Annotated in this window: 22 protein-coding genes and 1 pseudogene; 13 read left to right on the top strand and 10 right to left on the bottom strand. The window is 71.4% G+C overall.

Annotated elements, in window-relative coordinates; translation table 11 throughout:
• Positions 1–952 (top strand): alpha/beta fold hydrolase (locus ABZ079_RS03115; protein ID WP_356937626.1); only part of this gene is annotated, 952 nt, incomplete at its 5' end.
• 115 nt (positions 953–1,067) lie between these two features.
• Here the strand turns inward: ABZ079_RS03115 and ABZ079_RS03110 are convergent.
• Positions 1,068–1,502, bottom strand: coding sequence for a hypothetical protein (locus tag ABZ079_RS03110; RefSeq protein WP_356937625.1), 435 nt, complete (start codon positions 1,500–1,502; stop codon positions 1,068–1,070).
• 318 nt (positions 1,503–1,820) lie between these two features.
• Positions 1,821–3,098: a M6 family metalloprotease domain-containing protein gene (locus tag ABZ079_RS03105; protein WP_356937624.1), complete on the bottom strand. Its 1,278-nt coding sequence runs from the start codon at positions 3,096–3,098 to the stop codon at positions 1,821–1,823.
• 278 nt (positions 3,099–3,376) lie between these two features.
• Between ABZ079_RS03105 and ABZ079_RS03100 the strand changes: the two genes are divergently transcribed.
• Both ABZ079_RS03100 and ABZ079_RS03095 read left to right on the top strand, forming a co-directional pair.
• The gene (locus ABZ079_RS03100) at positions 3,377–4,024 is read left to right on the top strand and encodes a helix-turn-helix domain-containing protein (RefSeq protein WP_356937623.1); all 648 of its coding nucleotides are present in this window, start codon (positions 3,377–3,379) and stop codon (positions 4,022–4,024) included.
• 412 nt (positions 4,025–4,436) lie between these two features.
• Complete coding sequence (locus tag ABZ079_RS03095) at positions 4,437–5,975, top strand: MFS transporter (RefSeq protein WP_356937622.1); 1,539 nt, start codon at positions 4,437–4,439, stop codon at positions 5,973–5,975.
• A 10-nt stretch (positions 5,976–5,985) separates the two neighbouring features.
• Here ABZ079_RS03095 and ABZ079_RS03090 read toward each other — a convergent pair whose 3' ends face one another.
• Complete coding sequence (locus tag ABZ079_RS03090; protein WP_356937621.1) at positions 5,986–6,495, bottom strand: MarR family transcriptional regulator; 510 nt, start codon at positions 6,493–6,495, stop codon at positions 5,986–5,988.
• Positions 6,496–6,600: 105 nt separating this feature from the next.
• Between ABZ079_RS03090 and ABZ079_RS03085 the strand changes: the two genes are divergently transcribed.
• Positions 6,601–7,416, top strand: coding sequence for a class III extradiol ring-cleavage dioxygenase (locus ABZ079_RS03085; protein WP_356937620.1), 816 nt, complete (start codon positions 6,601–6,603; stop codon positions 7,414–7,416).
• A gap of 20 nt (positions 7,417–7,436) precedes the next feature.
• Here the strand turns inward: ABZ079_RS03085 and ABZ079_RS03080 are convergent, their stop codons facing one another.
• A complete protein-coding gene (locus ABZ079_RS03080) occupies positions 7,437–7,958 on the bottom strand; it encodes an N-acetyltransferase family protein (protein ID WP_356937619.1) in 522 nt (173 codons plus the stop codon).
• Between the two features lie 193 nt (positions 7,959–8,151).
• Between ABZ079_RS03080 and ABZ079_RS03075 the strand changes: the two genes are divergently transcribed.
• Positions 8,152–9,150: a sigma-70 family RNA polymerase sigma factor gene (locus tag ABZ079_RS03075; protein ID WP_356937618.1), complete on the top strand. Its 999-nt coding sequence runs from the start codon at positions 8,152–8,154 to the stop codon at positions 9,148–9,150.
• Positions 9,151–9,896: 746 nt separating this feature from the next.
• On the opposite strand, the gene ABZ079_RS03070 is transcribed toward ABZ079_RS03075, so the two are convergent.
• Positions 9,897–10,859, bottom strand: coding sequence for a YafY family protein (locus ABZ079_RS03070; RefSeq protein WP_356937617.1), 963 nt, complete (start codon positions 10,857–10,859; stop codon positions 9,897–9,899).
• Positions 10,860–11,026: 167 nt separating this feature from the next.
• Between ABZ079_RS03070 and ABZ079_RS03065 the strand changes: the two genes are divergently transcribed.
• From ABZ079_RS03065 to ABZ079_RS03045, 5 genes are all read left to right on the top strand, one after another.
• Positions 11,027–12,466, top strand: a complete 1,440-nt coding sequence (locus tag ABZ079_RS03065; RefSeq protein ID WP_356937660.1) for an MFS transporter — start codon at positions 11,027–11,029, stop codon at positions 12,464–12,466.
• 212 nt (positions 12,467–12,678) lie between these two features.
• The gene (locus ABZ079_RS03060; protein WP_356937616.1) at positions 12,679–13,440 is read left to right on the top strand and encodes a DeoR/GlpR family DNA-binding transcription regulator; all 762 of its coding nucleotides are present in this window, start codon (positions 12,679–12,681) and stop codon (positions 13,438–13,440) included.
• Positions 13,437–14,384: a 1-phosphofructokinase gene (pfkB, locus tag ABZ079_RS03055; protein WP_356937615.1), complete on the top strand. Its 948-nt coding sequence runs from the start codon at positions 13,437–13,439 to the stop codon at positions 14,382–14,384. Before ABZ079_RS03060 ends, pfkB begins: the two co-directional genes overlap by 4 nt.
• A gap of 165 nt (positions 14,385–14,549) precedes the next feature.
• Positions 14,550–16,826 carry a fructose-specific PTS transporter subunit EIIC gene (locus tag ABZ079_RS03050; protein ID WP_356937614.1) on the top strand — a complete coding sequence of 759 codons (2,277 nt, stop codon included), beginning with the start codon at positions 14,550–14,552 and terminating at the stop codon, positions 16,824–16,826.
• A 119-nt stretch (positions 16,827–16,945) separates the two neighbouring features.
• Complete coding sequence (locus ABZ079_RS03045) at positions 16,946–17,197, top strand: hypothetical protein (protein WP_356937613.1); 252 nt, start codon at positions 16,946–16,948, stop codon at positions 17,195–17,197.
• A 57-nt stretch (positions 17,198–17,254) separates the two neighbouring features.
• On the opposite strand, the gene ABZ079_RS03040 is transcribed toward ABZ079_RS03045, so the two are convergent.
• The 4 genes from ABZ079_RS03040 to ABZ079_RS03025 form a co-directional block, all read right to left on the bottom strand.
• Positions 17,255–18,001 carry a DUF6227 family protein gene (locus ABZ079_RS03040; protein WP_356937612.1) on the bottom strand — a complete coding sequence of 249 codons (747 nt, stop codon included), beginning with the start codon at positions 17,999–18,001 and terminating at the stop codon, positions 17,255–17,257.
• A 158-nt stretch (positions 18,002–18,159) separates the two neighbouring features.
• Complete coding sequence (locus ABZ079_RS03035; RefSeq protein WP_356937611.1) at positions 18,160–19,371, bottom strand: Ig-like domain-containing protein; 1,212 nt, start codon at positions 19,369–19,371, stop codon at positions 18,160–18,162.
• A gap of 447 nt (positions 19,372–19,818) precedes the next feature.
• Positions 19,819–20,844, bottom strand: a complete 1,026-nt coding sequence (locus tag ABZ079_RS03030) for a P1 family peptidase (protein ID WP_356937610.1) — start codon at positions 20,842–20,844, stop codon at positions 19,819–19,821.
• A gap of 38 nt (positions 20,845–20,882) precedes the next feature.
• Positions 20,883–21,023: a hypothetical protein gene (locus tag ABZ079_RS03025; protein WP_356937609.1), complete on the bottom strand. Its 141-nt coding sequence runs from the start codon at positions 21,021–21,023 to the stop codon at positions 20,883–20,885.
• A 75-nt stretch (positions 21,024–21,098) separates the two neighbouring features.
• Here ABZ079_RS03025 and ABZ079_RS03020 point away from each other — a divergent pair, with 75 nt between their 5' ends.
• The 3 genes and pseudogenes from ABZ079_RS03020 (at position 21,099) to ABZ079_RS03010 (ending at position 22,479) form a co-directional block, all read left to right on the top strand.
• Complete coding sequence (locus tag ABZ079_RS03020; protein WP_356937608.1) at positions 21,099–21,275, top strand: hypothetical protein; 177 nt, start codon at positions 21,099–21,101, stop codon at positions 21,273–21,275.
• A 60-nt stretch (positions 21,276–21,335) separates the two neighbouring features.
• Positions 21,336–21,656: pseudogene (locus ABZ079_RS03015) on the top strand (transposase); the annotation flags it as partial.
• 274 nt (positions 21,657–21,930) lie between these two features.
• Positions 21,931–22,479, top strand: coding sequence for a DUF1062 domain-containing protein (locus ABZ079_RS03010; protein ID WP_356937607.1), 549 nt, complete (start codon positions 21,931–21,933; stop codon positions 22,477–22,479).
• Positions 22,480–22,529: 50 nt separating this feature from the next.
• Here ABZ079_RS03010 and mscL read toward each other — a convergent pair whose 3' ends face one another.
• The gene (mscL, locus tag ABZ079_RS03005; RefSeq protein WP_356937606.1) at positions 22,530–23,006 is read right to left on the bottom strand and encodes a large conductance mechanosensitive channel protein MscL; all 477 of its coding nucleotides are present in this window, start codon (positions 23,004–23,006) and stop codon (positions 22,530–22,532) included.
• Positions 23,007–23,036: the final 30 nt, after the last annotated feature.

Raw genomic sequence — 23,036 nt, 5'->3', positions numbered from 1 at the left:
GATCCTGTGCGGTCTGTTCGCCGAGATCCTCGGTGTGGAACGGGTCGGTGTCGACGACAGCTTCTTCGACCTCGGCGGCCACTCCCTCCTCGCCACGATGCTGCTGCGCCGCCTCCAGCAAACCCTGAACGTCGGGATCGCGGTCCAGGATCTTTTCCGCTCGCCGAGTCCGGCGGCGCTCGCCGAGGTGATCGACACCACCTCGGGGTCTGACGACTTCAGCACGCTGTTCCCGATCCGTACCAGCGGTACCCGCGCTCCGATCTTCTGCATTCACCCGTCCGGCGGTCTGAGCTGGTCCTACTACGCGCTGAGCAGGGAGCTCGGCGTCGACCACCCCGTGTACGGGCTGCAGGCGCGCGGCGTCGGCGACCACGGAGAGCCGGCCGCCACGCTCGAGGAGATGGTCGAGGAGTACATCACCCGGATCCGCTCCGTGCAGGGCAGCGGTCCGTATCACCTGCTCGGCTGGTCCTTCGGCGGTCTCGTCGCGCATGCCATGGCCGTGCGGCTGCGGCAGCAGGGCGAGGAAGTGTCCTTCCTCGGTCTGCTGGACGTCGTACCGCTGCCCCCGGAGCAGGCCACGGAAGCCAGGTGGCGGCCGACACGGGAGGAGGCGGCGCGGGCGGTACGGCAGGAGACCGGTGGCGGGGCCCACTTCGAGCCCGCGGTCGAGAAGCGTCTCGTCGACGTCTACCTCAACCACGTCCGCCTGATCACCGAGTTCGAACCGGGTGTCTTCGACGGAGACGCGGTGCTCTTCGACGCCACCGAGAATGCGATGCAGGGCATCGACAAGGCCCGAGCCTGGGCCCCGTACATCGGTGGAGAGGTGGTCCGTCACCCCGTGGCGTCCGACCACACCGGCGTGTTCCGGCCGGAGCCGGTCCGGACCATCAGCGAGGTGATCAAGGCGGCTTACGACAGCGAGAGCGGGGACGCCTGCCACTGACGGCCGCACCGCCGGCCGGGGGCCAGGCTCCGGCCTGGCCTCTGGCCCCGGTTCCCGGCGCAAGGGTGACAGCGTGCCGCCGTACGCCGCCGGCGAGCGATCCGGTGCGGGTCTGTCACAGGAGCGGTATGGGTGTGAAGAGGGACGCGGTGCGCAGGTCGTCCTGGATGCGGTCGGCGCTCGCCCGTGGTCCGGGGAGCGGGTGGTGCACGCAGTCCTCCACGGTGGCCAGGTTCACCGCGGCGACCCGTACCGGTACGGCGATCGACCGCGGCCCGGACACCTGCCCCGCGTCGACGAGCCCGTACCCCTGGGTACGGACCTCGGCGAGCGCCGGGGACGGTGGTTCGGCGGTGTCGGCCGGCAGGACGCGGCCGAGTGGGGTCGCGGCGGCCGGCAGCCGGGCGCCCACGGTGATGTGCACGGTCGGTCCGATGCCGCCGACCGGTCCGATGGGGCCGGCCGTCTCGGCACGCGGCTCGACCGTTTCGGCCGGTGGCTGCCCGGCCTCGGCACGGTCGCCGGGATGCTGGGCGGTCTTCGCGGGCATCGTCTCTCCGGTACGCCGTACCGGCACGACTGCGGTGGACCCCGGCCGGCACCCCGTTCGGCAATCCCCGGCCCCGCCCGCCGGGAGACCCGGCCGACGCCTCCTCCGTGAACCCGGGCCTGCACACCCTCCGCACACCCGGGCCGGCACCGCCTCCGTGCACCTCGGCCGGAGGCCGCCGGCTCCACCGGTACGGTTCCCCCCGCATCACCTGCACCCGATGGTTCCCGCGGTACGGCCGCCCCCGCTTCACCTTCACCGGATGGTTCCGGGTAGGACCAGCCCCGCATCACCCGCACCCGACGATTCCCGGTACGGCTACGCCCGCGTCACCCGCACCCGGTAGTTCCCCTCCCCGTCCGTCCCCGTCACCCGGACCGCGATGGCATGGCGGGGATCCTTGAAGGTCTCGCCGGGGGAGAAGGGGGCGTCGGAGAGTTCCGCGTGGACGTTGGGGCTGCGGGTGCAGCCGCCGCTGCCCCGGTGGCTGTCGTAGACCGTGACCGGACCGCGTCCGGTGTCGACCGTGGCGTCGATCTTGTAGATCAGGATGCCCGGCCGGCACACCGTCTCGTCGTTGCCGCCCTGCGTGCGCAGCTCCAGCGCGTAGGAGCTCCGCGCGTCGATGGGCACGAGGATCAGCTTCCCGCCGCCCGACTTGTACAGGGGCGTCAGTATGTACTCCGCGCTGCCCGGCGTCACCGCGCAGCCGACCTGGCCGCTGTCCAGCCAGCCCAGCTTCCACTTGTGCCAGCCGAGCAGATCGTTGTTGGCGCCCCAGTCCTCGCTCATGATGTCCCAGTGCCCGACGGCGCCCCCGCCCTCCTGTGTGTACAGGTCGGGCAGGCCGAAGGTGTGGCCGTTCTCGTGCGGCAGCACGCGGTAGCCGGTGCGGGCGTAGGAGCCGGAGCCGTCGTCCTGGCGGGAGTAGACGAAGGAGGCGTTGGCGACGGGCACGCCGTCGGCGATCGGGGCGTCCTCGTTCCCGGCGAAGGTCACGGACAGCACCGTGTCCAGGGCGGACGGCCCGGCGTTCGGGGAGACCAGCACGTTCAGCAGGTCGTACGAGCGGAAGTCCACCGTGGGGTCGGCCGCGGCCACGATGTCCTGCACCAGTTGCCGGTAACCGGGGTCGAAGGGTGCGCCGCGCTCTATGCCGTACGCCTTGAAGGTCTTCGGCATCCGCAACCAGGTGGTGACGGGTGTCTCGGGCCGGTAGTCGAGCCGGCCGTACGACGCGTTGCGGAACCACTCCTGGGTCTGTGGGAAGAACTCGCCGAAGCGGTCCATGGCGCTGCCCTTGCCGGGCGCGTCGGAGAAGTCGACCATCAGGGTCAGGGCGTGGACCGTGCCCGTGGAGCGGGAGTAGCCGCGGGGGGTGGGGACGCCCTCGGTCATCTGCACGTCCAGGCCGCCATGGATCAGGCAGGGGGAGAGGGTGGAGGAGCGGACCCGGTTGACGGGCCCGGCGGTGGTGGGCGCCGACAGATGTCCGGTCCCGGCCGAGGTGCTGACCGCGAGGGTCAGCGCGGTCACCACGGCGAGGGCGGCCACGCGGCGCGTGCGTATGCGGCGGCGGGGCGACTGCGGCTGCATGCATGGACCTCTCGCTCCACGGCAGCCGCCGATCTCCGGCTGCACCCTTGCGATCACCCTGTGGCGGCAGGGTGGCGGGCGCGCGCTGGAGGAGACCGATCGTGGGAATGCCGGTCCGCAAGAGGGTGAATCCCGGCGGATGGTGAGTGTGTCTCAGGTCACAGCGCTTCTTTCCGGTAGTGGGAAATAACCGGGGACCATCTCCCCGTTTAGCCCTGTGTCCGAGTGAAACGGGGAGTGCTTCCCCGGATCGCCACCAACGACTCGAGGAGTACGCCGTGCCGACCGCGACCTCCCCCGCACCACGCAAGGTGGCCCGGCCCCGTGCCGACGCCGTGCGCAACCGGGAGCGGATCGTCACCGCCGCCCGGGAGATGTTCGTCGAGCACGGCCCGGACGTGCCGCTCGACGAGATCGCCCGCCGTGCGGCCGTGGGCAACGCCACGGTGTACCGCAACTTCCCCGACCGCGAGGCCCTCGTCCGCGAGGTCGTCTGCTCCGTCATGGACCGGACGGCCGAGGCGGCCGAAGCGGCCCTCGCCGAGACCGGGGACGCCTTCGCAGCCCTGGAGCGCTTCGTGCACGCCGCCGCCGACGAGCGGATCAGTGCGCTGTGCCCGATGATGTCCGGCAGCTTCGACCAGCACCATCCGGACCTGGAAGCCTCTCGGGAGCGCGTCGAGCAGCTCGTCGAGGACGTCATGGGCCGGGCGAAGGCGGCCGGGCAGCTCCGGCCCGATGTCGGCGTCGGTGACCTGCTGATCGTCGTGGCCCAGCTGAGCAGGCCCCCGGCCGGCACGGACTGCGTCCGCGGTGACCGCTTCGTCCACCGTCACCTTCAGCTGTTCCTCGACGGCCTGCGGGCCCCCGCCCGCTCCGCCCTGCCGGGCACGGCCGTCACGATCGAGGAGCTGCGCACGTCCTGAGCGACCAGCGACCAACCAGCGATCAAGCAGTGACCACCCAGTGATCAACCAGCGACCGGCCGCGTGCCCCAAGCCGATCGGCCGCCCGGACCGACCGACCGCCCCTACCGACCGCCCCGACTGCTGATCAGGTGCCTGGACCGATCGGGCCCTCCGGCCCGACACTCCCGCCGTCCGATCAGTCACCCCGACCGATCAGTCACCCCGACCGATCGATCGCCCTGACAGATCAGTCGCTCCGACCACCGACCAGGCCCTTCGGCCGAGCGGCGTGCTGACCGATGAGTCCGGGCCCCGACCGCAGTCCACCCACGACACGGCAGCGTTTTCGGCCGCCACCCCTTACTCCTTTCCCTTCAGACTCTGTTTTCTCGTCATTTTTCCGTCACGAAGTCCCGAAGTGGGTTACCCCATGTCCGAAACAGCCCTCAAGGCTCCCCTCGCCGCCGTACCGGCCGGCGACGCCAACCGCTGGAAAGCGCTCGTCTTCATCGCGCTCGCCCAGCTGATGGTCGTCCTCGACGCCACCATCGTGAACATCGCCCTGCCCTCCGCGCAGACGGACCTCGGCATATCCGACGGCAACCGGCAATGGGTCGTCACCGCCTACGCCCTCGCCTTCGGTGGTCTGCTGCTCTTCGGCGGCCGCATCGCCGACCTGTGGGGCCGCAAGCGCGCCTTCGTCCTGGGCCTCGCCGGTTTCGCCGCCGCCTCCGCGCTCGGCGGTGCCGCCACCACCGGCGCGATGATGTTCGGCGCCCGTGCCCTGCAGGGTGCCTTCGGTGCCCTGCTCGCCCCGGCCGCGCTGTCCCTGCTGGCCGTGATGTTCACCGACGCCAAGGAGCGGGCCAAGGCATTCGGCATCTACGGTGCGATCGCCGGTGGTGGCGGTGCCGTCGGTCTGATCCTCGGCGGCTTCCTCACCGAGTACCTGGACTGGCGCTGGACCTTCTTCGTGAACGTCCCGTTCGCCGTCGTCGCCGCGGCCGGCGCCTACTTCGTCATCCGTGAGCCGGAGGGCGGCCGCAACCGCTCCCCGCTCGACATCCCCGGCGTGATCCTGTCCACCCTCGGCCTGGTGGCCCTCGTCTACGGCTTCACCCGCGCCGAGTCCGACGGCTGGGGCGACGCCGTGACCGTGGCGATGTTCGTCGCGTCCGTGGTGCTGCTGCTCGCGTTCGTGGTCGTCGAGTCCCGGGTCAAGGCCCCGCTGCTGCCGCTGCGCGTGGTGACCGACCGCAACCGCGGCGGTATCTACCTCTCCCTCGGCCTCGCGATCATCGGCATGTTCGGCCTGTTCCTCTTCCTGACCTACTACCTGCAGGTCGTGAAGGGCTATTCGCCGGTCAAGACCGGCTTCGCGTTCCTGCCGATGGTGGTGGGCATGATCACCGGTTCCACCCAGATCGGCACCCGGCTGATGACCCGCGTCCCGGCCCGCCTGCTGATGGGCCCCGGCTTCCTCGTCGCCGGTCTCGGCATGCTGCTGCTGACCCAGCTGGAGATCGACTCCGCGTACGGCACCCTGCTGCTGCCCGCGATGGTGCTGCTCGGCCTCGGCATGGGTACGGCGTTCATGCCGGCCATGTCCCTGGCCACCCAGGGCGTCGAGCCCCGGGACGCCGGTGTCGCCTCCGCGATGGTCAACACCTCGCAGCAGGTGGGCGGCGCGATCGGCACCGCCCTGCTGAACACGATCGCCGCGTCCGCGACCACCTCGTACGTCAAGGGCCACATCGCCGGCGCCGCCGGCAAGCCGCAGCAGGAACTGGTGAAGCTCGAGGGCATGGTCCACGGCTACAGCGCGGCCATCTGGTTCGCCGTCGGCATCCTGGGTCTCGCCGCACTGATCGCCTTCACCTTCGTCAACGCCGGCCGTCCGGGCACCACCCCGATGGCCTCCGGCGAGGGCGTCGAGGACGAGGTGCCGGTGCCGGTGGTGGCCCACTGACCATGAGCCGTTAGCGGAGCCAGGGCAGGTCCGCACCCGCTTCGTTGGGCTGGAGGCCCTCGGCGACGATCTCCATGATCTCGCCGAGGGCCTTCTGCTGTTCCGGGGCGAGCCGGTCGAAGAGCGCCTGCCGTACGGCGGTCACATGGCCGGGCGCGGTGCGCCGCAGCACCTCCACGCCCTCGTCGGTGAGCACCGCGAACTGGCCGCGCTTGTCGGAGGGGCAGTCCTCGCGGCGCACCCAGCCGTTCTTCTCCAGCCGGCCGATCGCGTGGGAGAGCCGGGAGCGGGTGATCTTCGCCTGCATCGCCAGCTCGGTCATCCGCAGCCGGCGGCGCGGTGCCTCGGCGAGGCCGACGAGGAGGCCGTAGTAGATGTGCGGCATGCCCGCGTCGCGCTGCAGCTGCCGGTCGAGGTGGTCCTCCAGCAGGGTGGTGGCGTGCCGATAGGCGCGCCAGACGCGCTGTTCCTGGTCGGTGAGCCAGCGGTGCCCCGAGGGGGAGTCCGGTGCCGTGTTCATGCGTCCCACTGTACGAGGTATCTTCTTGAAACTTGAACAAGTCAGGCGTACGCTCACGAGAAGAGCTTGAGACTTAAAGCATCTGGAGAATCGGGAGCCGCGACCATGTCCGCCACTGCCCAGGGCGTCACTCAGGGCGCCACGCGGGAGCGCATGCCCGCGCTGTACCTCAGTCACGGCGCCCCGCCGCTCGCCGACGACCCGGTCTGGCCCGGCCAGCTCGCCGCCTGGTCCGCCGGCCTGCCCCGCCCCAGGGCCATCCTGATGGTCTCCGCCCACTGGGAGGAGGCCCCGCTCGCCCTCGGGGCGGTGGAGACCGTCCCGCTCGTCTACGACTTCTGGGGCTTCCCCGAGCACTACTACCGGGTCCGGTACGCCGCCCCCGGCGCCCCCGAGCTAGCCGACTCGGTCCGCAAACTGCTGCGCGCCCCCGGCGTCCCCGTCCAGGACATCCCCGACCGCGGTCTCGACCATGGCGCCTACGTCCCCCTCGTCGAGATGTTCCCGGCCGCCGACATCCCCGTCCTGCAGATCTCCATGCCCACCCTCGACCCGGTCCGCCTGATGGACATCGGCCGCAGGCTCGCCCCCCTGCGCGACGAGGGCGTGCTGATCGTCGGCTCCGGCTTCTTCACCCACAACCTCGCCGCGCTCCGGTACGCCGGCAGCGGCGTGCCCAGCTGGTCCTCCGAGTTCGACGACTGGGGCAGGCGGGCCCTGGAGGCCCGCGACTGGGACGCCCTGCTCGACTTCCTGAACAAGGCCCCGGCCGGCCGCTACGCCCACCCGCGCACCGAACACTTCGCCCCGCTCTTCGTCACGATGGGCGCGGCGGAGGCGGGCGGCGGTCCGGCCGCGCAGAAGTCGGTGATCGACGGGTTCTGGATGGGAATGGCGAAGCGCTCGGTGCAGTTCGGCTGAGGGCTGGATCCGCCTGGGGGCTAGCGCAGCTCCTTCTCGTACCAGGCCACGTCCCAGTAACGGCCGAACTTGCGGCCCACCTCGCGGTAGGTGCCGACGTGCCGGAAGCCGAAGCGGGCGTGCAGCCGCTCGGAGGCCTCGTTGGGCTGGGCGATCCCCGCGTAGGCGCGGTGCACGTCCTCGTCCGCCAGCGCCTCGAAGAGGGCGTCGTAGAGCAGGCTGCCGATCCCCCGCCCGCCCGCGTCCGGGGCGACGTACACCGAGGTCTCCACGGAGGTGACGTACGCGGGCTTCGGCCGGTAAGGGCTGGATGTGGCGTATCCCAGAATCTCCTGTGACCGCGCGTCCGTGGCAACCATCAGCCGGTACGGGCCGTCTTCCGGGTGGGAGAGCAGCCAAGGGCGGCGCTCTTCCGCAGTGAAGGCCACCGTGTCGAATGTGATGGGCGTCTCACGTACGTAGTGGTTGTAGAGGATCGTGAGAGGTGCCAGATCGTCCTCGACTCCGAGCCTGACCTGCACCTCTGTATGCGCCGACGCCATCCTGCCTCCCGGTGTGGCGAAGCAGGGTACTGCATGATCAGAAAATTTGAGGGGTCGGTTGGGAATTCTGTCCGGATTCCAGTCGTTGTTTCCCTCGGATGCAGGGCACTCGAGGAGAGTCCCGGAGACAGTCCCTGGAGTGCCGAGCGTTCATCAGGACCACCCGTCAGCCCACCATCGCAAGGGAGCACGCATGGCAACCCGCGCCGTCGCCCGTCGTCAGTCCGCCGCCGGCGAGACGGTCGACTCGGCAAGCAGTGTTCGCGCCCATGGCGGCGAGATCGCCGACCGCGACCTGGTCGGCATGTACCTCGACGAGATCGCGCGTACGCCGCTGCTCGACGCCGCAAAGGAAGTCGAGCTGTCACAGACCATCGAGGCGGGTGTGTTCGCGCGGCAGGTCCTCGACGGGTACGAGGAGAGCAAGGCGGACGCCACCCGCGAGGAGCTGGAGGCGCTGGTCGCCGAGGGCGAGCGGGCCAAGGACGTCTTCATCCGCTCCAACCTGCGCCTGGTCGTCGCGGTCGCCCGGCGCTACCCGCGCAGCGGCCTGCCCCTGCTCGACCTGATCCAGGAGGGCAACGCCGGCCTGGTGCGCGCCGTCGAGAAGTTCGACTACCGCAAGGGCTTCAAGTTCTCGACGTACGCCACCTGGTGGATCCGCCAGGCCATCACCCGCTCCATCGCCGACCAGTCCCGCACGATCCGGCTCCCCGTCCACCTGGTGGAGGAGCTGGGCCGCATCCGCCGTGTGCAGCGTGAGTTCAACCGCGAGAACGGCCGCGACCCGGAGCCCGCGGAGATCGCCACCGAGCTGGGTTCGACGCCGGAGCGCGTCATCGACGTCCTCGACTGGGCCCGCGACCCGGTCTCCCTGAACATGTCGGTGGACGACGAGGGCGAGACCCAGTTCGGCGACCTGCTGGAGGACACCTCGGCGGTCTCTCCCGAGCAGTCCGTTCTGACCCTGCTCCGCAGTGAGGAACTGGACGACCTGATCGGCCGCCTGGACCAGCGCACGGCCTCCATCATCAAGATGCGGTACGGCATCGAGGACGGCCGCGAGCGCACCCTGACCGAGGTCGGCAAGGAGCACGGCCTGACCCGCGAGCGCATCCGCCAGATCGAGAAGCACGCCCTCCTCGAACTGAAGAAGCTGGCCCGCGACACCGGCTTCGACGCGGCGGCGTAACGGGACCAGGGCGTCACGGGAGAAGGAGTGCCGGGGGTGTCGGGCGTGCGGGGTCCGCGGGTGCGCACGCCCGGTGGCGAAAGACAGCGCAAACATGGCGCGGTCCCGTCGCTTCAAGTCACGGGCCCGGGGGAACAACCCTTCCGGGCCCAGGAGCGGGCCCCGGGAAACGCACTCACCGCACTCCCCATCTCACCGCAGCACACACCACCGGCACCATAAGTCACCACACCGCACCATCGGCCGACGCCATGGCCGCCCCACGTGACATCGCACCACCGGCCGACCCCACGTGAGCCACGTCCCGACGCAATCCCCCCCGGCGCCGGGACCTTCCGGAGCCGGGCTTCGGCGCCTACCCCCCCAGGCGCCGGGGCCCGGCTCCTCTTCGTACGGCAGACCGTTGACCGCCGGCCGGTGGGCGCATGGGAACGGCGGCCCACCCCGTACCTGAACCCCGGGGTGGACCGCCGGATGGCAGATTCTGCCACAGCGGCGGCCTGCCGGGGTGAGCGCCACCCCCACCGCCTGCGCGCACTGCGGGGCTTCGGCCGGGGCGCGGAAGGCTAGGCCGGATCCCAGCGGGCATGGCGTCGTGGCCGGTGGCGGCGTCCCGGTACGGCCGGCGGTGGCGTCGCAGCGTCGCGAGACCGAACGCGCTCAGCCTCCCCTCCGGCACAACCGCCCGCACGGGGGAGGGGGCGGCGTTCCGTCGCCCGCCCGGTTCAACCGCGATCCGGGGGCGTTCAGTCTCCCGCCCGGCTCAACCGACCGCCCAACTCCCGGACGCAGGCCACCAGTTCCGCCGGCTCGCGTACCGTGAACTCGCAGCCCACCATCACCAGCCGCACCGCCAGCCACTCCACGGGATCACCGGTGGTGCCCCGCAGGACACAGCCGCCCCGCCCGTCGTCCTCGGGTACCCCCACCCACGTCGGCACCCGCGGGGAGACCCGCTCCGCCGGCGCGGCGAACCGCACCTCGAACGCGTACGTCTCCTGTCGCCGGTGAATGGAGCGCCGCAGATACTCGGCGGCGCTGCCCGCCGGCAACTCCCTCGGCACGAAACGGACTCCGGTAGCGAACGGCGCGCTCACCCGGTCAACCCGGAAGGTGCGCCAGTCCGCGCGGTCGAGGTCATAGGCGACCAGGTACCACCGCCGTCCGGTCGACACCAGCCGGTACGGCTCGGTCAGCCGCCGTGACTCGCTGCCGTCCCTGTCGCGGTAGGCGAACCGCAGCCTTTCCCGTCCCGCCACCGTGGAGGCCATCAAGGTCAGCGTCTCCGGCGCGATGCTCGGCCCATCCCCGCTGGTCAGCAGAGTGGTCGCGGCCTGCAGCGTGGCCACCCGGTGCCGCAGCCGGGCCGGCAGCACCTGCTCCAGCTTGGCCAGGGCCCGTACCGACGCCTCGTCCACACCCTCCACAGCGTGCCCGGCACCGGCGCGCAGTCCGACCGCGATCGCGACCGCCTCCTCGTCGTCCAGCACCAGCGGCGGCATCGCCTTGCCGGCGACCAGCCGGTACCCGCCGTCCGCGCCCTTCGTGGCCTGCACCGGATAGCCCAGCTCCCGCAGCCGGTCGATGTCCCGCCGCACGGTACGGCGGGACACCCCGAGCCGTTCGGACAGTTCGCCGCCCGGCCACTCGCGCGGGGTCTGAAGGAGGGAGAGGAGCTGCAGGAGCCGGGCCGGGGTGTCCGTCGTCATGGGTACGAGGATGCCGTAGAAATAGGACGCGATCTGACCTAATGGGGTCCTAGCGTGAACGCATGACCTCCACGGAACAGACGCACCCCGCTCGGCCCGCCGCAGGCGACGGCGGTTCCCAGGGCGCCCCGGCCGACCGCCGCCGCTGGTTCGCCCTGGCGATCGTCATGACCGCGGCCTTCATGGACCTGGTAGACGTCACGATCGTCAACATCGCCATCCCGTCGATCCGGCGGACGGCTCACGCCTCCGTCAGCCAGATCCAGTGGATAACGGCCGGTTACGCCCTCGCCTTCGCCGCCGGCCTGATCACCGGTGGCCGTCTCGGGGACATCCACGGCCGCAGGCGGCTGTTCCTGATCGGCATCGGCGGCTTCACGCTCGCCTCCGCCCTGTGCGGCTTCGCCGTGAACGCGGAGATGCTGGTCGCCTCGCGCATCCTGCAGGGCGGCATGGCGGCGCTGATGGTGCCGCAGGTGCTGTCGATCGTGCACGCCACCTTCCCCGCCCGCGAACGTGGCAAGGTCTTCGGCCTGTTCGGCGCGATCGTCGGCCTGGGCGCGGTCTCGGGGCCGCTGCTCGGCGCGCTGCTGACGGAGTGGAACCTGTTCGGGCTGGAATGGCGGCCCATCTTCCTCATCAACCTGCCGGTCGGTATCGCCGCCTGGTTGCTCGGCCGCCGTTTCATCACCGAGTCCCGCGCCCCGAAGGCGCTCAAGCTGGACCTCGTCGGCGTCGCCCTGGTCTCGCTGGGCCTGCTGATGCTGCTCTATCCGCTCACCCGCGGCCGCGAGCTGGACTGGCCGCTGTGGGGCCACGTGTCGATGGCCGGCGCGTTCGGGGTCTTCGCGGCGCTGGTGGCGTACGAGCGGCGCAAGGCGGCCCGGGACGGCTCCCCGCTGATCGAACTGTCGCTGTTCCGGGTGAAGAGTTTCGCCGCCGGTATCGCCGTACAGACCGTCTTCGGTGTCGCGCTCGGCATCTTCTTCCTGATCTGGACGCTGTACATGCAGATCGGTCTCGGCTGGAGGCCGCTGCGGGCCGGCCTGACCGGTGTGCCGTTCTCCCTCGCGGTGTCGGCGGCGGCCGGGATGTCGGTGCAGAAGCTGGTCCCGCGGTTCGGCCGCAAGGTGCTGCAGGCGGGCGCGCTGCTCATGGGTGCGGGCGTGCTGCTCTACCTGGCGGAGGCCCACCGCTACGGCCTGTCCATCGCCCCCTGGCAGATGGCCCTCCCGCTGGTCGTGATGGGCGTCGGCATGGGTCTGATCGTCGCCCCGCTGACCGACGCGGTGCTCTCGGAGGTGCCGCGCGAGCACGCCGGTTCCGCGTCGGGGCTGATCAACACGGTGCAGCAGATGGGCAACGCGCTCGGGCTCGGGCTCGTGTCGGCGGTGTTCTTCGGGGAGATCGGCGACCGGCTGACCTCCGCCCAGGTCGGCCCGGCCTTCGTGCATGCCTTCCAGCACGCGCTGTGGTGGGTCGCCGGGATCATGGGCGTGATCTTCCTGCTGATGTCCGCCCTGCCGAAGCGGCCCGCACAGCATGTGGAGGGGACCGCCGACGCGGAGGCGCCGGTGGCGGAAAAGGAGCGTGAACTCGTGTCCTGACCGCAGACGGCGGTCCCGACCAGGCGCGACATTCTGACCAGGCACGACGAGGGACCCGGTACCGATCAGGTACCGGGCCTCCGTGCCGTCCGGACAGAACCGGAAGCCCGTTCATGCCCGATTTCAGCCCGAACCTGTTTACTTTCGGGTTGGCCAGGCGTAGTCTCGCCGGTGAAACCACACGTTCGGGCATAAGTCGGAGGCGAACGGACATGTACGCACCGGAGCGACAGCAGGAGATCCTCCGGCTCGCCCGTGACGGCGGCCGGGTGGACGTGCTGTCGCTGGCGGAGGAGTTCCAGGTCACCGCGGAGACGATCCGCCGCGATCTGAAAGCCCTCGACCGCGCAGGCCTGGTCCGCCGGGTGCACGGCGGAGCCATCCCGGTCGGCCGCCTCGACTTCGAGCCGGACCTCGCCGAGCGCGAGTCCACCGCCGCCGACGAGAAGGACCGCATCGCCAAGGCCGCCCTCGCCGAACTGCCGACCGAGGGCACGCTGATCCTCGACGCCGGTACGACGGTGGCCCGGGTCGCCGCGGCGCTCCCACTGGAGGCCTCCCTCACCGTCGTCACACACAGCCTGCCCATCGCAGCCCGTCTCGCCGACCACCCGGGCATCCAGCTCCACCTGGTCGGCGGGCGTGTGCGGCACCGCACGCGCGCCGCCGTGGACGCGTGGGCGCTCCGCGCCTACGCCGAGATCCGCGCGGATGTGCTGTTCGTGGCGGCGAACGGCTTCTCCGCCGAGCACGGTCTGACCACCCCCGACCTCGCCGAGGCCGCGGTCAAACGGGCCGCGATCGCCGCCGCCCGCCGCGTCGTCCTCCTCGCCGACTCCTCCAAGCACGGCCAGGAGCACTTCGCCCGCTTCGGTGACCCGAGCGACGTGGACCTGCTGATCACCGACAGCGGGTTGAGCCCCGAAGACACCGCCGCCATCGAACGCGGCGGCACGGAAGTAGTGCGCGCATGATCCTCACCGTCACCCCCAACCCGTCCCTCGACCGGACCTACGAGGTCCTCTCCCTGGAGCGCGGCGAAGTCATCCGCGCCGAGACCGAGCGCCTGGACCCCGGCGGCAAGGGGGTGAACGTCTCGCGCGCCGTCGCGGCCGCAGGACGGCGCACGGTCGCCGTCCTGCCCCTGGGTGGTGCGCCGGGGGCGCTCGTCGCCGAGCTGCTCGACGCGCAGGGCATCGAGGTCGCGCCGGTGCCGATCGCCGGAGTCACCCGCTCCAACATCGCGCTCGCGGAGTCCGACGGGGTGCTCACGAAGATCAACGCGCCGGGCCCCGAGCTGTCGGTGGCGGAGCAGGAACTCCTCCTGGAGAGCGTGCGCGCGCAGTCGCGCGCCGCCGACTGGATCGCGTGCTGTGGCAGCCTGCCCCGGGGGCTCGCGCCCTCGTGGTACGCCGATGCCGTCACGCGGGCGCACGCCGGCGGCGCGCGCATCGCCCTGGACACCTCGGGGCTTGCGCTCCTGGATGCGCTGCGCGCCGGGCCCGACGTGGTGAAGCCCAACGCCGAGGAGCTCGCGCAAGCCGTCGGGCGCCCCCTGACGACCGTGGGCGACGCGCTCAAGGCGGCCGAGGAACTGCGGGGGATGGGCGCGCGCGCCGTGCTCGCGAGCCTGGGCGCCGACGGCCAGCTCCTCGTGGAGGACACCGGCGCCTGGTTCGGCAGCGCGCGCGTGCACAGCGTCCGCAGCAACGTGGGCGCCGGCGACTCCTCCCTGGCCGGCTTCCTCATCGCCGGCGGCAGCGGTCCGGAGGCCCTGGCCTCCGCCGTCGCCCACGGCGCCGCCGCCGTTCAGCTCCCCGGCAGCGTGATGCCGACCCCGGCGGACCTCGACCCGGCCGCGGTGACCGTCACGGCCGAGATCCCGCTGGAGCGCGAACTGACGGAGCCGGTGACATGAACGCCCTGATCCGATGCCGCACGACCGCCGCTCCTTACCGGCCGTGGCGAGGCTCCCCGTTACCCGCCACGGCCCCCACACCCACCGCTTCCCCCCCGCAGCACTCCCCTCCCCCCTTCCGCCCACTCTTCTCCCCCGGGCGATACGCGTGCATAGGAGCCCGCGATGAGCGACATGATCACCGCGGACCTGGTCGACCTCGACCTGTCCGCCGACACCAAGGAAGCGGCGGCGCGTGCCCTCGCCGAGCGCATGGCGTCCCAGGGCCGGGTGACCGACCTGGAGGGCTTCCTCGCCGACGTGGCCGCCCGCGAGGCCCAGATGCCGACCGGCCTGGACGGTGGCATCGGCATCCCGCACTGCCGCAGCGCCCACGTCACCGAGCCGACCCTCGCCTTCGGCCGCAGCGCCGCCGGTATCGACTTCGGCGCGCCGGACGGCCCGGCCGACCTGGTCTTCCTGATCGCGGCCCCCGCCGGCGCCGACGACGCCCACCTGACGATCCTCTCCTCGCTGGCCCGCCAGCTGATGAACGCCGAGTTCACCTCCGCGCTGCGGGCGGTGGGTGACCTGGAGACGGCTGCGGGACTGATCCGAGGGGACGAGGTGCCGTCGGGGGAGGGCAGGCAGGACGCTGCCGCGAGCACCGGCGGGGAAACGGGTGGGGGCGCGACCGGCACGGCGAGCGCGGCGAGTACGGGGAGCACGGCGAGCGCGACTGCGGGAGCGGGCGCCGACGGGGGCACGCAGGGCACTTCGAGCACTTCTCAGGGTGCCGGGAGCGTCTTCGCAGACACCGCCGCGGCGCCGGTGGCGGCCTCCGCCGGCGCCGCGGCGGGCAGTACGGCGCCCCCAGCGGGCGCGTCCGCCCCGGCGCCGGCGGCCCCTGAGAGTGCGGGCTCCGGCGCGGGCTCCGGCGCGGACTCCGCGGAGCGCCCCTTCCGTATCGTCGCCGTCACCTCCTGTCCGACCGGCATCGCCCACACCTACATGGCGGCCGAATCCCTGGAGAACGCGGGCCGCGAGGCGGGCGTCGAGCTGGCCGTCGAGACGCAGGGCTCGGCCGGCTTCACCCGGCTGGACCCGGCGGTGATCGCGGCGGCGGACGGCGTGATCTTCGCGCACGACGTCCCCGTACGCGACAAGGACCGCTTCGCGGGCAAGCCGACCGTCGACGTCGGAGTCAAGGCAGGCATCAACCGCCCCACCGACCTCATCAGGGAGGTGCGCGACAAGGCGGCGCGCGGCGAGACGAGCGCCCCGGCGGCCGTGTCGGGCGGCACGCCGGTCGAGCGCGCGGGCGACTCCACCGAGGGCTACGGCACCAAGCTCCGCAAGTGGCTGATGAGCGGTGTGAGCTACATGGTCCCGTTCGTCGCCGCGGGCGGTCTCCTGATCGCCCTCGGCTTCGCGATCGGCGGGTGGGAGGTCAACAAGGCACCGTCGGTCATGGACCACTTCGTGTGGACCCAGACCGGCAGCTGGGGTGCCCTGCTCTTCCAGATCGGCGGCGTGGCGTTCAAGTTCCTCGTCCCGGTCCTGGCCGGCTACATCGCCTACGGCATGGCCGACCGGCCCGGCCTCGTCCCCGGCTTCGTGGGCGGCGCGATCGCCCTCGACATCAACGCGGGCTTCCTGGGCGGCCTGGCGGCCGGTCTGATCGCCGGTGGCGTCGTGATGGGCATCCAGAAGGTGAGGATCCCGGCGGCCCTGCGCGGCATCATGCCGGTGGTGGTGATCCCGCTGATCTCCGCGGCGATCGTCGGTTTCCTGATGTTCGTCGTGATCGGCAAACCCATCGCCACCGCCCAGAAGGGCCTCACCGACTGGCTGAACGGCCTTACCGGCGCCAACGCCATCCTGCTCGGCGCCCTGCTCGGCCTGATGATGTGCTTCGACCTCGGCGGGCCGATCAACAAGGTCGCCTACACCTTCGCCACCGCCGGCATCGCGGTCTCCGACCCCGGCGACTCCGCGATGAAGATCATGGCCGCGGTGATGGCGGCCGGCATGGTCCCGCCGCTGGCGATGGCCCTGGCCACCACCGTGCGCGGCAAGCTGTTCACCCGGACCGAGCGCGAGAACGGCAAGGCCGCCTGGGTCCTCGGCGCCTCCTTCATCTCCGAGGGCGCGATCCCGTTCGCGGCGGCGGACCCGCTGCGGGTCATCCCGTCCTCCATGGTGGGCGGCGCGCTCACCGGCGCCCTGTCCATGGCCTTCGGCGCCACGCTGCGCGCCCCGCACGGCGGCGTCTTCGTGATCCCGCTGATCGGCAACCCGTTCCTGTACCTGGTCGCCATCGCGGCCGGCGTCTGCGCCACCACGGCCCTGGTGGTCCTCCTCAAGGGAATGCGCAAGCAGGCCCCGGAGACCACCACCGCGAACCCCGCAGCCGATGCGGCCACCACCCCGAAGGAGACGAAGCAGCCGGTAGCGGCCTGACCGCAGCCCAACGCCGGTGCTGCCTTGTCCCTTTGGTTCGCTGTGAGGTGTTCACGGCACCTGCGAGATACGTCACGGTCCGGGGCCAAAGTCCCGGACTGTGGTGTGTACTGGGGCGCATGCCTGAGCCCGTCCCCACTCTCCAGCTGATCGGCGTGGCCGTCCTCGCTGTGGCGGCCGTCGCCTGGGCCGTCGTCCTGTGGCGTCTGCTGCGCCGCACCGGCCTCCGGGCCCCCGCCCGGCGCCCCGCAGCGCCCCTGCCGGCCCTGCCGCGCCAGCGCCGGGTCGGTCCCCCGCTGGAGTCCGTCGAACTGACCCCCGCGGAACACGACGCGTTCGCGGGCCTCGTGCGGCAACTGGCTGACGGCTGACGGCGCCCGCGGCGCCCCGCAGCGCTCCTCGGGCCGGGGGCGCGGGGTACGCCCGCGCTACCCCTGCCGTGCCGCGCGCCGCTCCATGGCATCCCGGGCCGCGTCCTCGGACATGTACACCTCGCACATGTGCCGTCCGTCGGGGGTCGCCGTGTGCTCGACCTCCCACAGAGACACCTCACTGCCGTCCGGCAGCAGGAACGCGTGCTCGTACAGCGCGTAGCTCAGCCCCGCGCGTCCGGCCCGCCCCGGCCGCCCGAACGCCTGCGTGATCTCGTGTGCGGTCGCCGTCGCCAGCAGCGCCGCCGTCTCCGGTCCGGGCCGGTCGGGGTTCTCCGCGCGGCGCAGGAGCCGGCGCGCGTGGTCCGCCGAATCATCGGAGGCGAACACGTGCCGGGGCTCGGGAATCGCCCACAGCCGTATCAGCGCGGGCACCTCGAAGTCCGGCGTGTCCACGGGCATTCCGAGTCGCGCCGTGGCGGCCTGCAGCTCCTCCTGGTCGACATACACCTCATGCTCCGGGGCGCCGCCCGGTGTGGGGTTGTGCGCCAGCTCCCACAGCGTGACCGCCGAACCGTCGGCGAGCAGCCAGGTGTGCCGGTAGATTTCACGGTGCAGCCCCGCGCTGTGGTGCGCGGAGTGCAGCGAACTGTCGTGCGCCAGCGGGCAGTCGAGCTGCCGTAACACTTCGTCGGGCAGCTCGAAGGAGTTCAGGGCACGGCCGAGGAGTCGCGCGAGATGCTCCTCCGGAGACTCGGGCGACTCGGCTGGTTCGTACGCTGCGGTCTCGTACGGAACGCTCAAGACATCTCCCGGCGTTGCTGCATGTCACCTTGTGGGTGCATACCGTAGCCCCTCGGTCGGGCGTCATGTCCGGGGAACCGAGAAAACGTACGCCGGAAAAACGCGCGGGCCGCGCGAAAAGTTTCCGCGCGGTCCGCCATCCGGTCAAAAGGCGCCGGTCAGACGGCGCTCCCCGCGGTCCAGGCGCTCCAGGACATGTTCCAGCCGTTGAGGCCGTTGTCCGGTGCCACCGTCGAGTCGGGGGAGTTCTTCACCACCACGACGTCGCCGAGGAGCGAGTTGTCGAAGAACCACTTGGCCGACGTGGCACCCTGCGCCCCCTGCACGTCCGCGAGGCCGACACAGCCGTGGCTGGTGCCCTCACGCCCGAAGGGCGGGTTGCCCTTGTTGTACCAGTAGTTGCCGTGGATGAACGTGCCCGACGACGTCAGCCGCATCGCGTGCGGCACGTCCGAGATGTCGTACTCACCGCCGAAACCGACCGTCGAGCCGTTCATCCGGGTCTGCACGAACTTCTCGGAGATCACCATCTGCCCGTTGTACGTGGTGTGCTGCGGGCTGCCCGCGGAGATCGGCACCGACTTGACCGTCCTGCCGTCCCGCACCACCGTCATCGTCTGCGTGCCGACGTCGACCGTGGAGACCTGCGACCGCCCGATGGTGAAGGAGACGGTCTTCTTCTGCACGCCGTAGACGCCCTTAGCGCCCTGGACCCCGTCCAGGTCGATCTTCATCGTGACCTTGGCGCCGGCCTTCCAGTACTCCTGCGGCCGGAAGTCCAGCCGCCGGTCCCCGAACCAGTGCCCGACCACCTGCTGGCCACTGCTGGAGTTGACCGTGATGTGCGACTGCACCGTCTTCTTGTCGGTGATGGACTTGTCGAAGGTGAACGAGACCGGCATGCCGACGCCGACCGTCGTGCCGTTGTCCGGCGTATAGGTGCCGATGAAGCTGTTGGCCGTGGTGAGGGTCGTGAAGATGGAGTTGGCCGCCGCCGTACGGCCGGCGGCGTCCTTGGCGGTCGCGTCTATCTCGTACTTCGTCCCGCGCTCGAGCTGCTGCTTCGGCTTCCAGCTGCTGCCGTCCGCCGATATCGCCCCCGGCACGGCCTGCCCCGACCCCGCCACGGTCATTTTCACGTCGGTCAGCTTGCCGTCGCTGACCTTCACGCCGGTCGCGTTGATGGACGCGCCCGTCGAACCGTCCTTGGCCGAGATCACGATCTTCGCCGTCGACGTCTTGGGGGAGTCCTTGCCGCCCTTGCCATCGGCGTTGGCGCTGCCGCCGCAAGCGGTCAGGGTGAGGGCGCCGACCATCAGGGCGGCACAGGCCACCAGTGCGCGCCGCGCTGCAATGTCCGGCGTTGTCACGGGCTGCTCCAGGTTCGTGTGATGTGCGTGGTCCGTTCCAGTGCGTGAAGAAAGAGGGCACCGGCGCCCGGCAAGGTTCCGTCCGTCGCCCGTCAACGCCGACACGTGACAGAACCGCGACAATGCACGCCCGTCAGAGCCCGCGCCCGGCTCCCTTCGCGCGCCGTCCTGCAACCTTGCGCGAGCCGCGCCCCGTTGACCGTCACACGGGCGGGTGGGTGCCGGGCTGGCGGCGTGCGGGGCGAAAGGTGCGGGCGTGCGGCTGTCCCGGCGCGCGAGCCGGGCCGTCACGTGTAGTCAGGGGCGCCTGTCGTGAGGGGATGCGGTCGGGGCGCACGCGAGGAGGTGCGCCGCGGGCGCGCGTCACCGTCCCCCGGCGCCCTGCCACCCGCGTGCCGTCGTGCCGCCCGGCCCTCGGTCCCGGGCCTGGAACCTCCCCCACGACCCCTATCCCTTGCCGTACAACTCCCCGTACGACAGCCACACCCCTCCCGGCCCTTCGACCGACTCGGCGGCGCGCACGGCCCGTACGATCGCGCGCGTCACGAGATCCGCGCCGGCGACGAGGATGCCGTTGAGCGCCAAGGGATGCGGGTCGAGCGGGTGCGTGCCGGTCGCCAGCGCGAACACCGTGTCCCCGTCGTGCAGGAGGTGCACGGGCCGTACGGCGCGCGCGATGCCGTCGTGCGCCGTGCCCGCCAGCTTCTGCGCCTGCGCCCTGGAGAGGTCCGCATCGGTCGCCACCACCGCCAGCGTCGTGTTGAGCGGCGGCGGCGCGTTGCCGGCGGCGACCTCGGCGAGCCGGCGACGCGCGGCCTCGTGCACGCGCTCCTCCGGATACTCCACCCGCCCGTCGAACAACTCCCCGTACAGCGCCCCGCTTCCGGGGTCCACCACCGATCCCGCGGCGTTCGCGACCACCAGCGCGGCCACGGTGATCCCCGAGTCGAGCACCGTGCTCGCGGTGCCCACCCCGCCCTTGAGCCCTCCCGCCACGGCGCCCGTGCCCGCACCCACGCCCCCTTCGGGCACCCGGGCGCCCGGCACGGTCGCCGCGGCGGCCTCCACCGCCGCGCGCCCCGTCGCAGCGTCCGGCCGCGCGCGGAAGTTCCCCCCGCGCCCCAGGTCGAAGAGGCACGCGGCGGGCACGACCGGCACGACGTGGGCCGGGTTCGTCCCCACCGGCACTCCCCGCCCCCGCTCCTCCAGCCAGGCCATCACGCCGGACGCGGCGTCGAGTCCGTACGCGCTGCCGCCGGTCAGCACGACCGCGTCGACCGTCCGCACCACGTTCCGCGGGTCGAGCGCGTCGGTCTCCTTGGTGCCCGGTCCGCCGCCGCGCACGTCCACGGCGGCGACGGCACCGCCCTCGGGAGCGAGGACGACCGTGGTGCCGGTGAGCCAACCGTCCCCGCTGCGGGTGGCGTGCCCCACCCGCAGCCCGGCGACGTCCGTCAATGCGTCAACTGTCATGGGCGCCAGTCTTCCCAATCCGCGACGCCTCCTACGGCTCAGCCGGCCGGCGCGGTGGCGTTCGCCTCGCGGTCCCGGCCGGCTGTGCGGGCGGTCCGCACCGACCAGGTCGCCACGGCGGCCGAGGACACGAGCCCCGCCGCGAGCACCGCCCCGTCGCCCAGGAGGGTGCGGCACACCCCAGCCTCGCCGCCGGGCAGACCGCCCTGGAGCAGACCGCCGATCCGCCTGGAGCGGGGCCGTACCCTTGTGGCATGAGCACCGCCCCGGAATCCGAGCCGCGCGATCCGAAGCCCGCGCTGGTCTTCGACGACCCACTGGACCAGCAGTCCTCGGACGACACCGATCGCGGATGGGGCGAGCGCCCGGTCGGCGGCAGCGCCGCCGACCTAAAGCGCTTCCTCGACGAGAAGCCGCCCCACCACCTGTGAGCCGTCCGCAGGGCACTGTCCGGCGGATGACCTTCCGACCGGCCGCTCGTTGGTTCGGGCATGGGTCGGGGGGATGTGACGAACCGCGAGTGGTCGCCGCTCGAGCCGCATCGACCGTCGTCGGGCGGGCGCCCCGGTGGAGCGGCCCCCGCACAGTGATCAACGGAATCCTGTTCCGGGTCCGTGCCGGTGTCCCGTGGCGTGACCTGCCGGAACGCTGCGGATCCTGAAGACCGTCTGTGAACGGCATCGAACGACGTCCCGGCACCACCGCCCCGATGAGGGACTCGGGCGGTCACGGGGCGGTCTGACCCGCAAGATCCACCTCGCTGGTGAGGGAGGCTGCCGTCCCAGGCCCTGCCGGTCACCCCGGGCCGGTGGAGCGCCGCCGCCGCTGTCGCGACGTGTCACGACAAACGAGTCCTATGTCTTCCATGGCACGGTCACCGCAGCAGCGCCCCTGGCGGTGAGGCGCGCGAAAACCAGTGGAGCAGCGCCGCTGTGCGCCGTTACCGTGCTGCCGACCAAGTCGTCTGGGCAAGGACGTGCCGTTGTACACCGTGTGAGACCTCCCGAGCGCTGATTCGTCGCGCGTCGCGCCTGCGCGCCGCGCTGCTTTTTGCTGCGGACTTCTCACTGAAACCGGTGTACTCCTGTGCTCAAAAACTGGGTGGTCGCTCCCACCTGCCTGCCGCTCGTCCTCCGCCGTTGCCACGCATGCGCGTGCGAGCGCTTCCAGGCGAGCGGCAAATTCCGTGTCAACGCAAACCACAAGCTCCTCGACGCCTGGCTCCTGGTGCTCTGCACCGCTTGCGGGGAAACCGCAAAGCTCACGGTCCTGGAGCGGATGCATGTGCGCTCCGTACGACCTGAGCTGCTGGACCGGCTGCATGACAACGACCCTGGCCTGACAGCCGAACTGCTCCAGGATCCGGTCGTGCGGCGTCGTAATCGCATCGCCCTCGACTGGGACAACGCCTGGCGCCTCGACACCGGCGGACCGGATCACCTGGACCGCGAGGTGATCGACGTCTTGGTCCGCTTTGCGGCGCGGATCCCTGTCCGGCCGGTGCGACTGATCGCTGAAGGTTGCGGTCTCCCGCGGGCCGGCGTCGAGAGACTGATCACGGAGGGGAATCTCGTTTCGGCAGACCGGCTGAGCGGCAAGATCTCCGGCGACTTCACCTTCACGCTCAAGCGCTGAGCCCTCCCGGGACCAGGGGCCTGTCCGGCACGATCCGCCGGACAGGCCCTCTAGCGCTCGACGTGCCCCGATCCCCGCTGCGCGACCAGCGCGTCGCGTATCTCCTTGAGGACCTCCAGCTCGGTCACCTCCATGACCTCCTTGCTGCCCTCCCGCGCCGACTTGCGGGCCGCCTGCCGGGCCAGGTACTTCGACATCGGCAGAACCATCAGGAAGTACACCACCGCCGCGGTGATCACGAAGGTGAGCGTCGCACCGAGGACGGAGCCCCACAGGATCGGCACTCCGCTCTTGACCGAGCCGTCCGCGCCCACCCGGCACGGGGCCTTCAGGCACGAGCTGTAGTTGTCCAGGTTCTGCGTGCCGATCGCGCCGACCAGCGGGTTGATGATCCCCTTCACCAACGAGTTGACGATGTTCGTGAAGGCCGCGCCGATGACCACCGCGACTGCCAGATCGACGACGTTGCCGCGCATCAGGAAGGCCTTGAAGCCCTCCCAGACACTCGGTTCCCTCTTCGCGCTCACCTCGGGGACTCTCCTCGCATGCACAGGGTG

Source organism: Streptomyces sp. NPDC006314, assembly GCF_040613075.1.
In the GTDB taxonomy this organism is placed as follows: Bacteria; Actinomycetota; Actinomycetes; order Streptomycetales; family Streptomycetaceae; genus Streptomyces.
The sequence above is the reverse complement of the archived record's forward strand: the minus strand, read 5'-3'. Positions and strand labels throughout refer to the sequence as shown.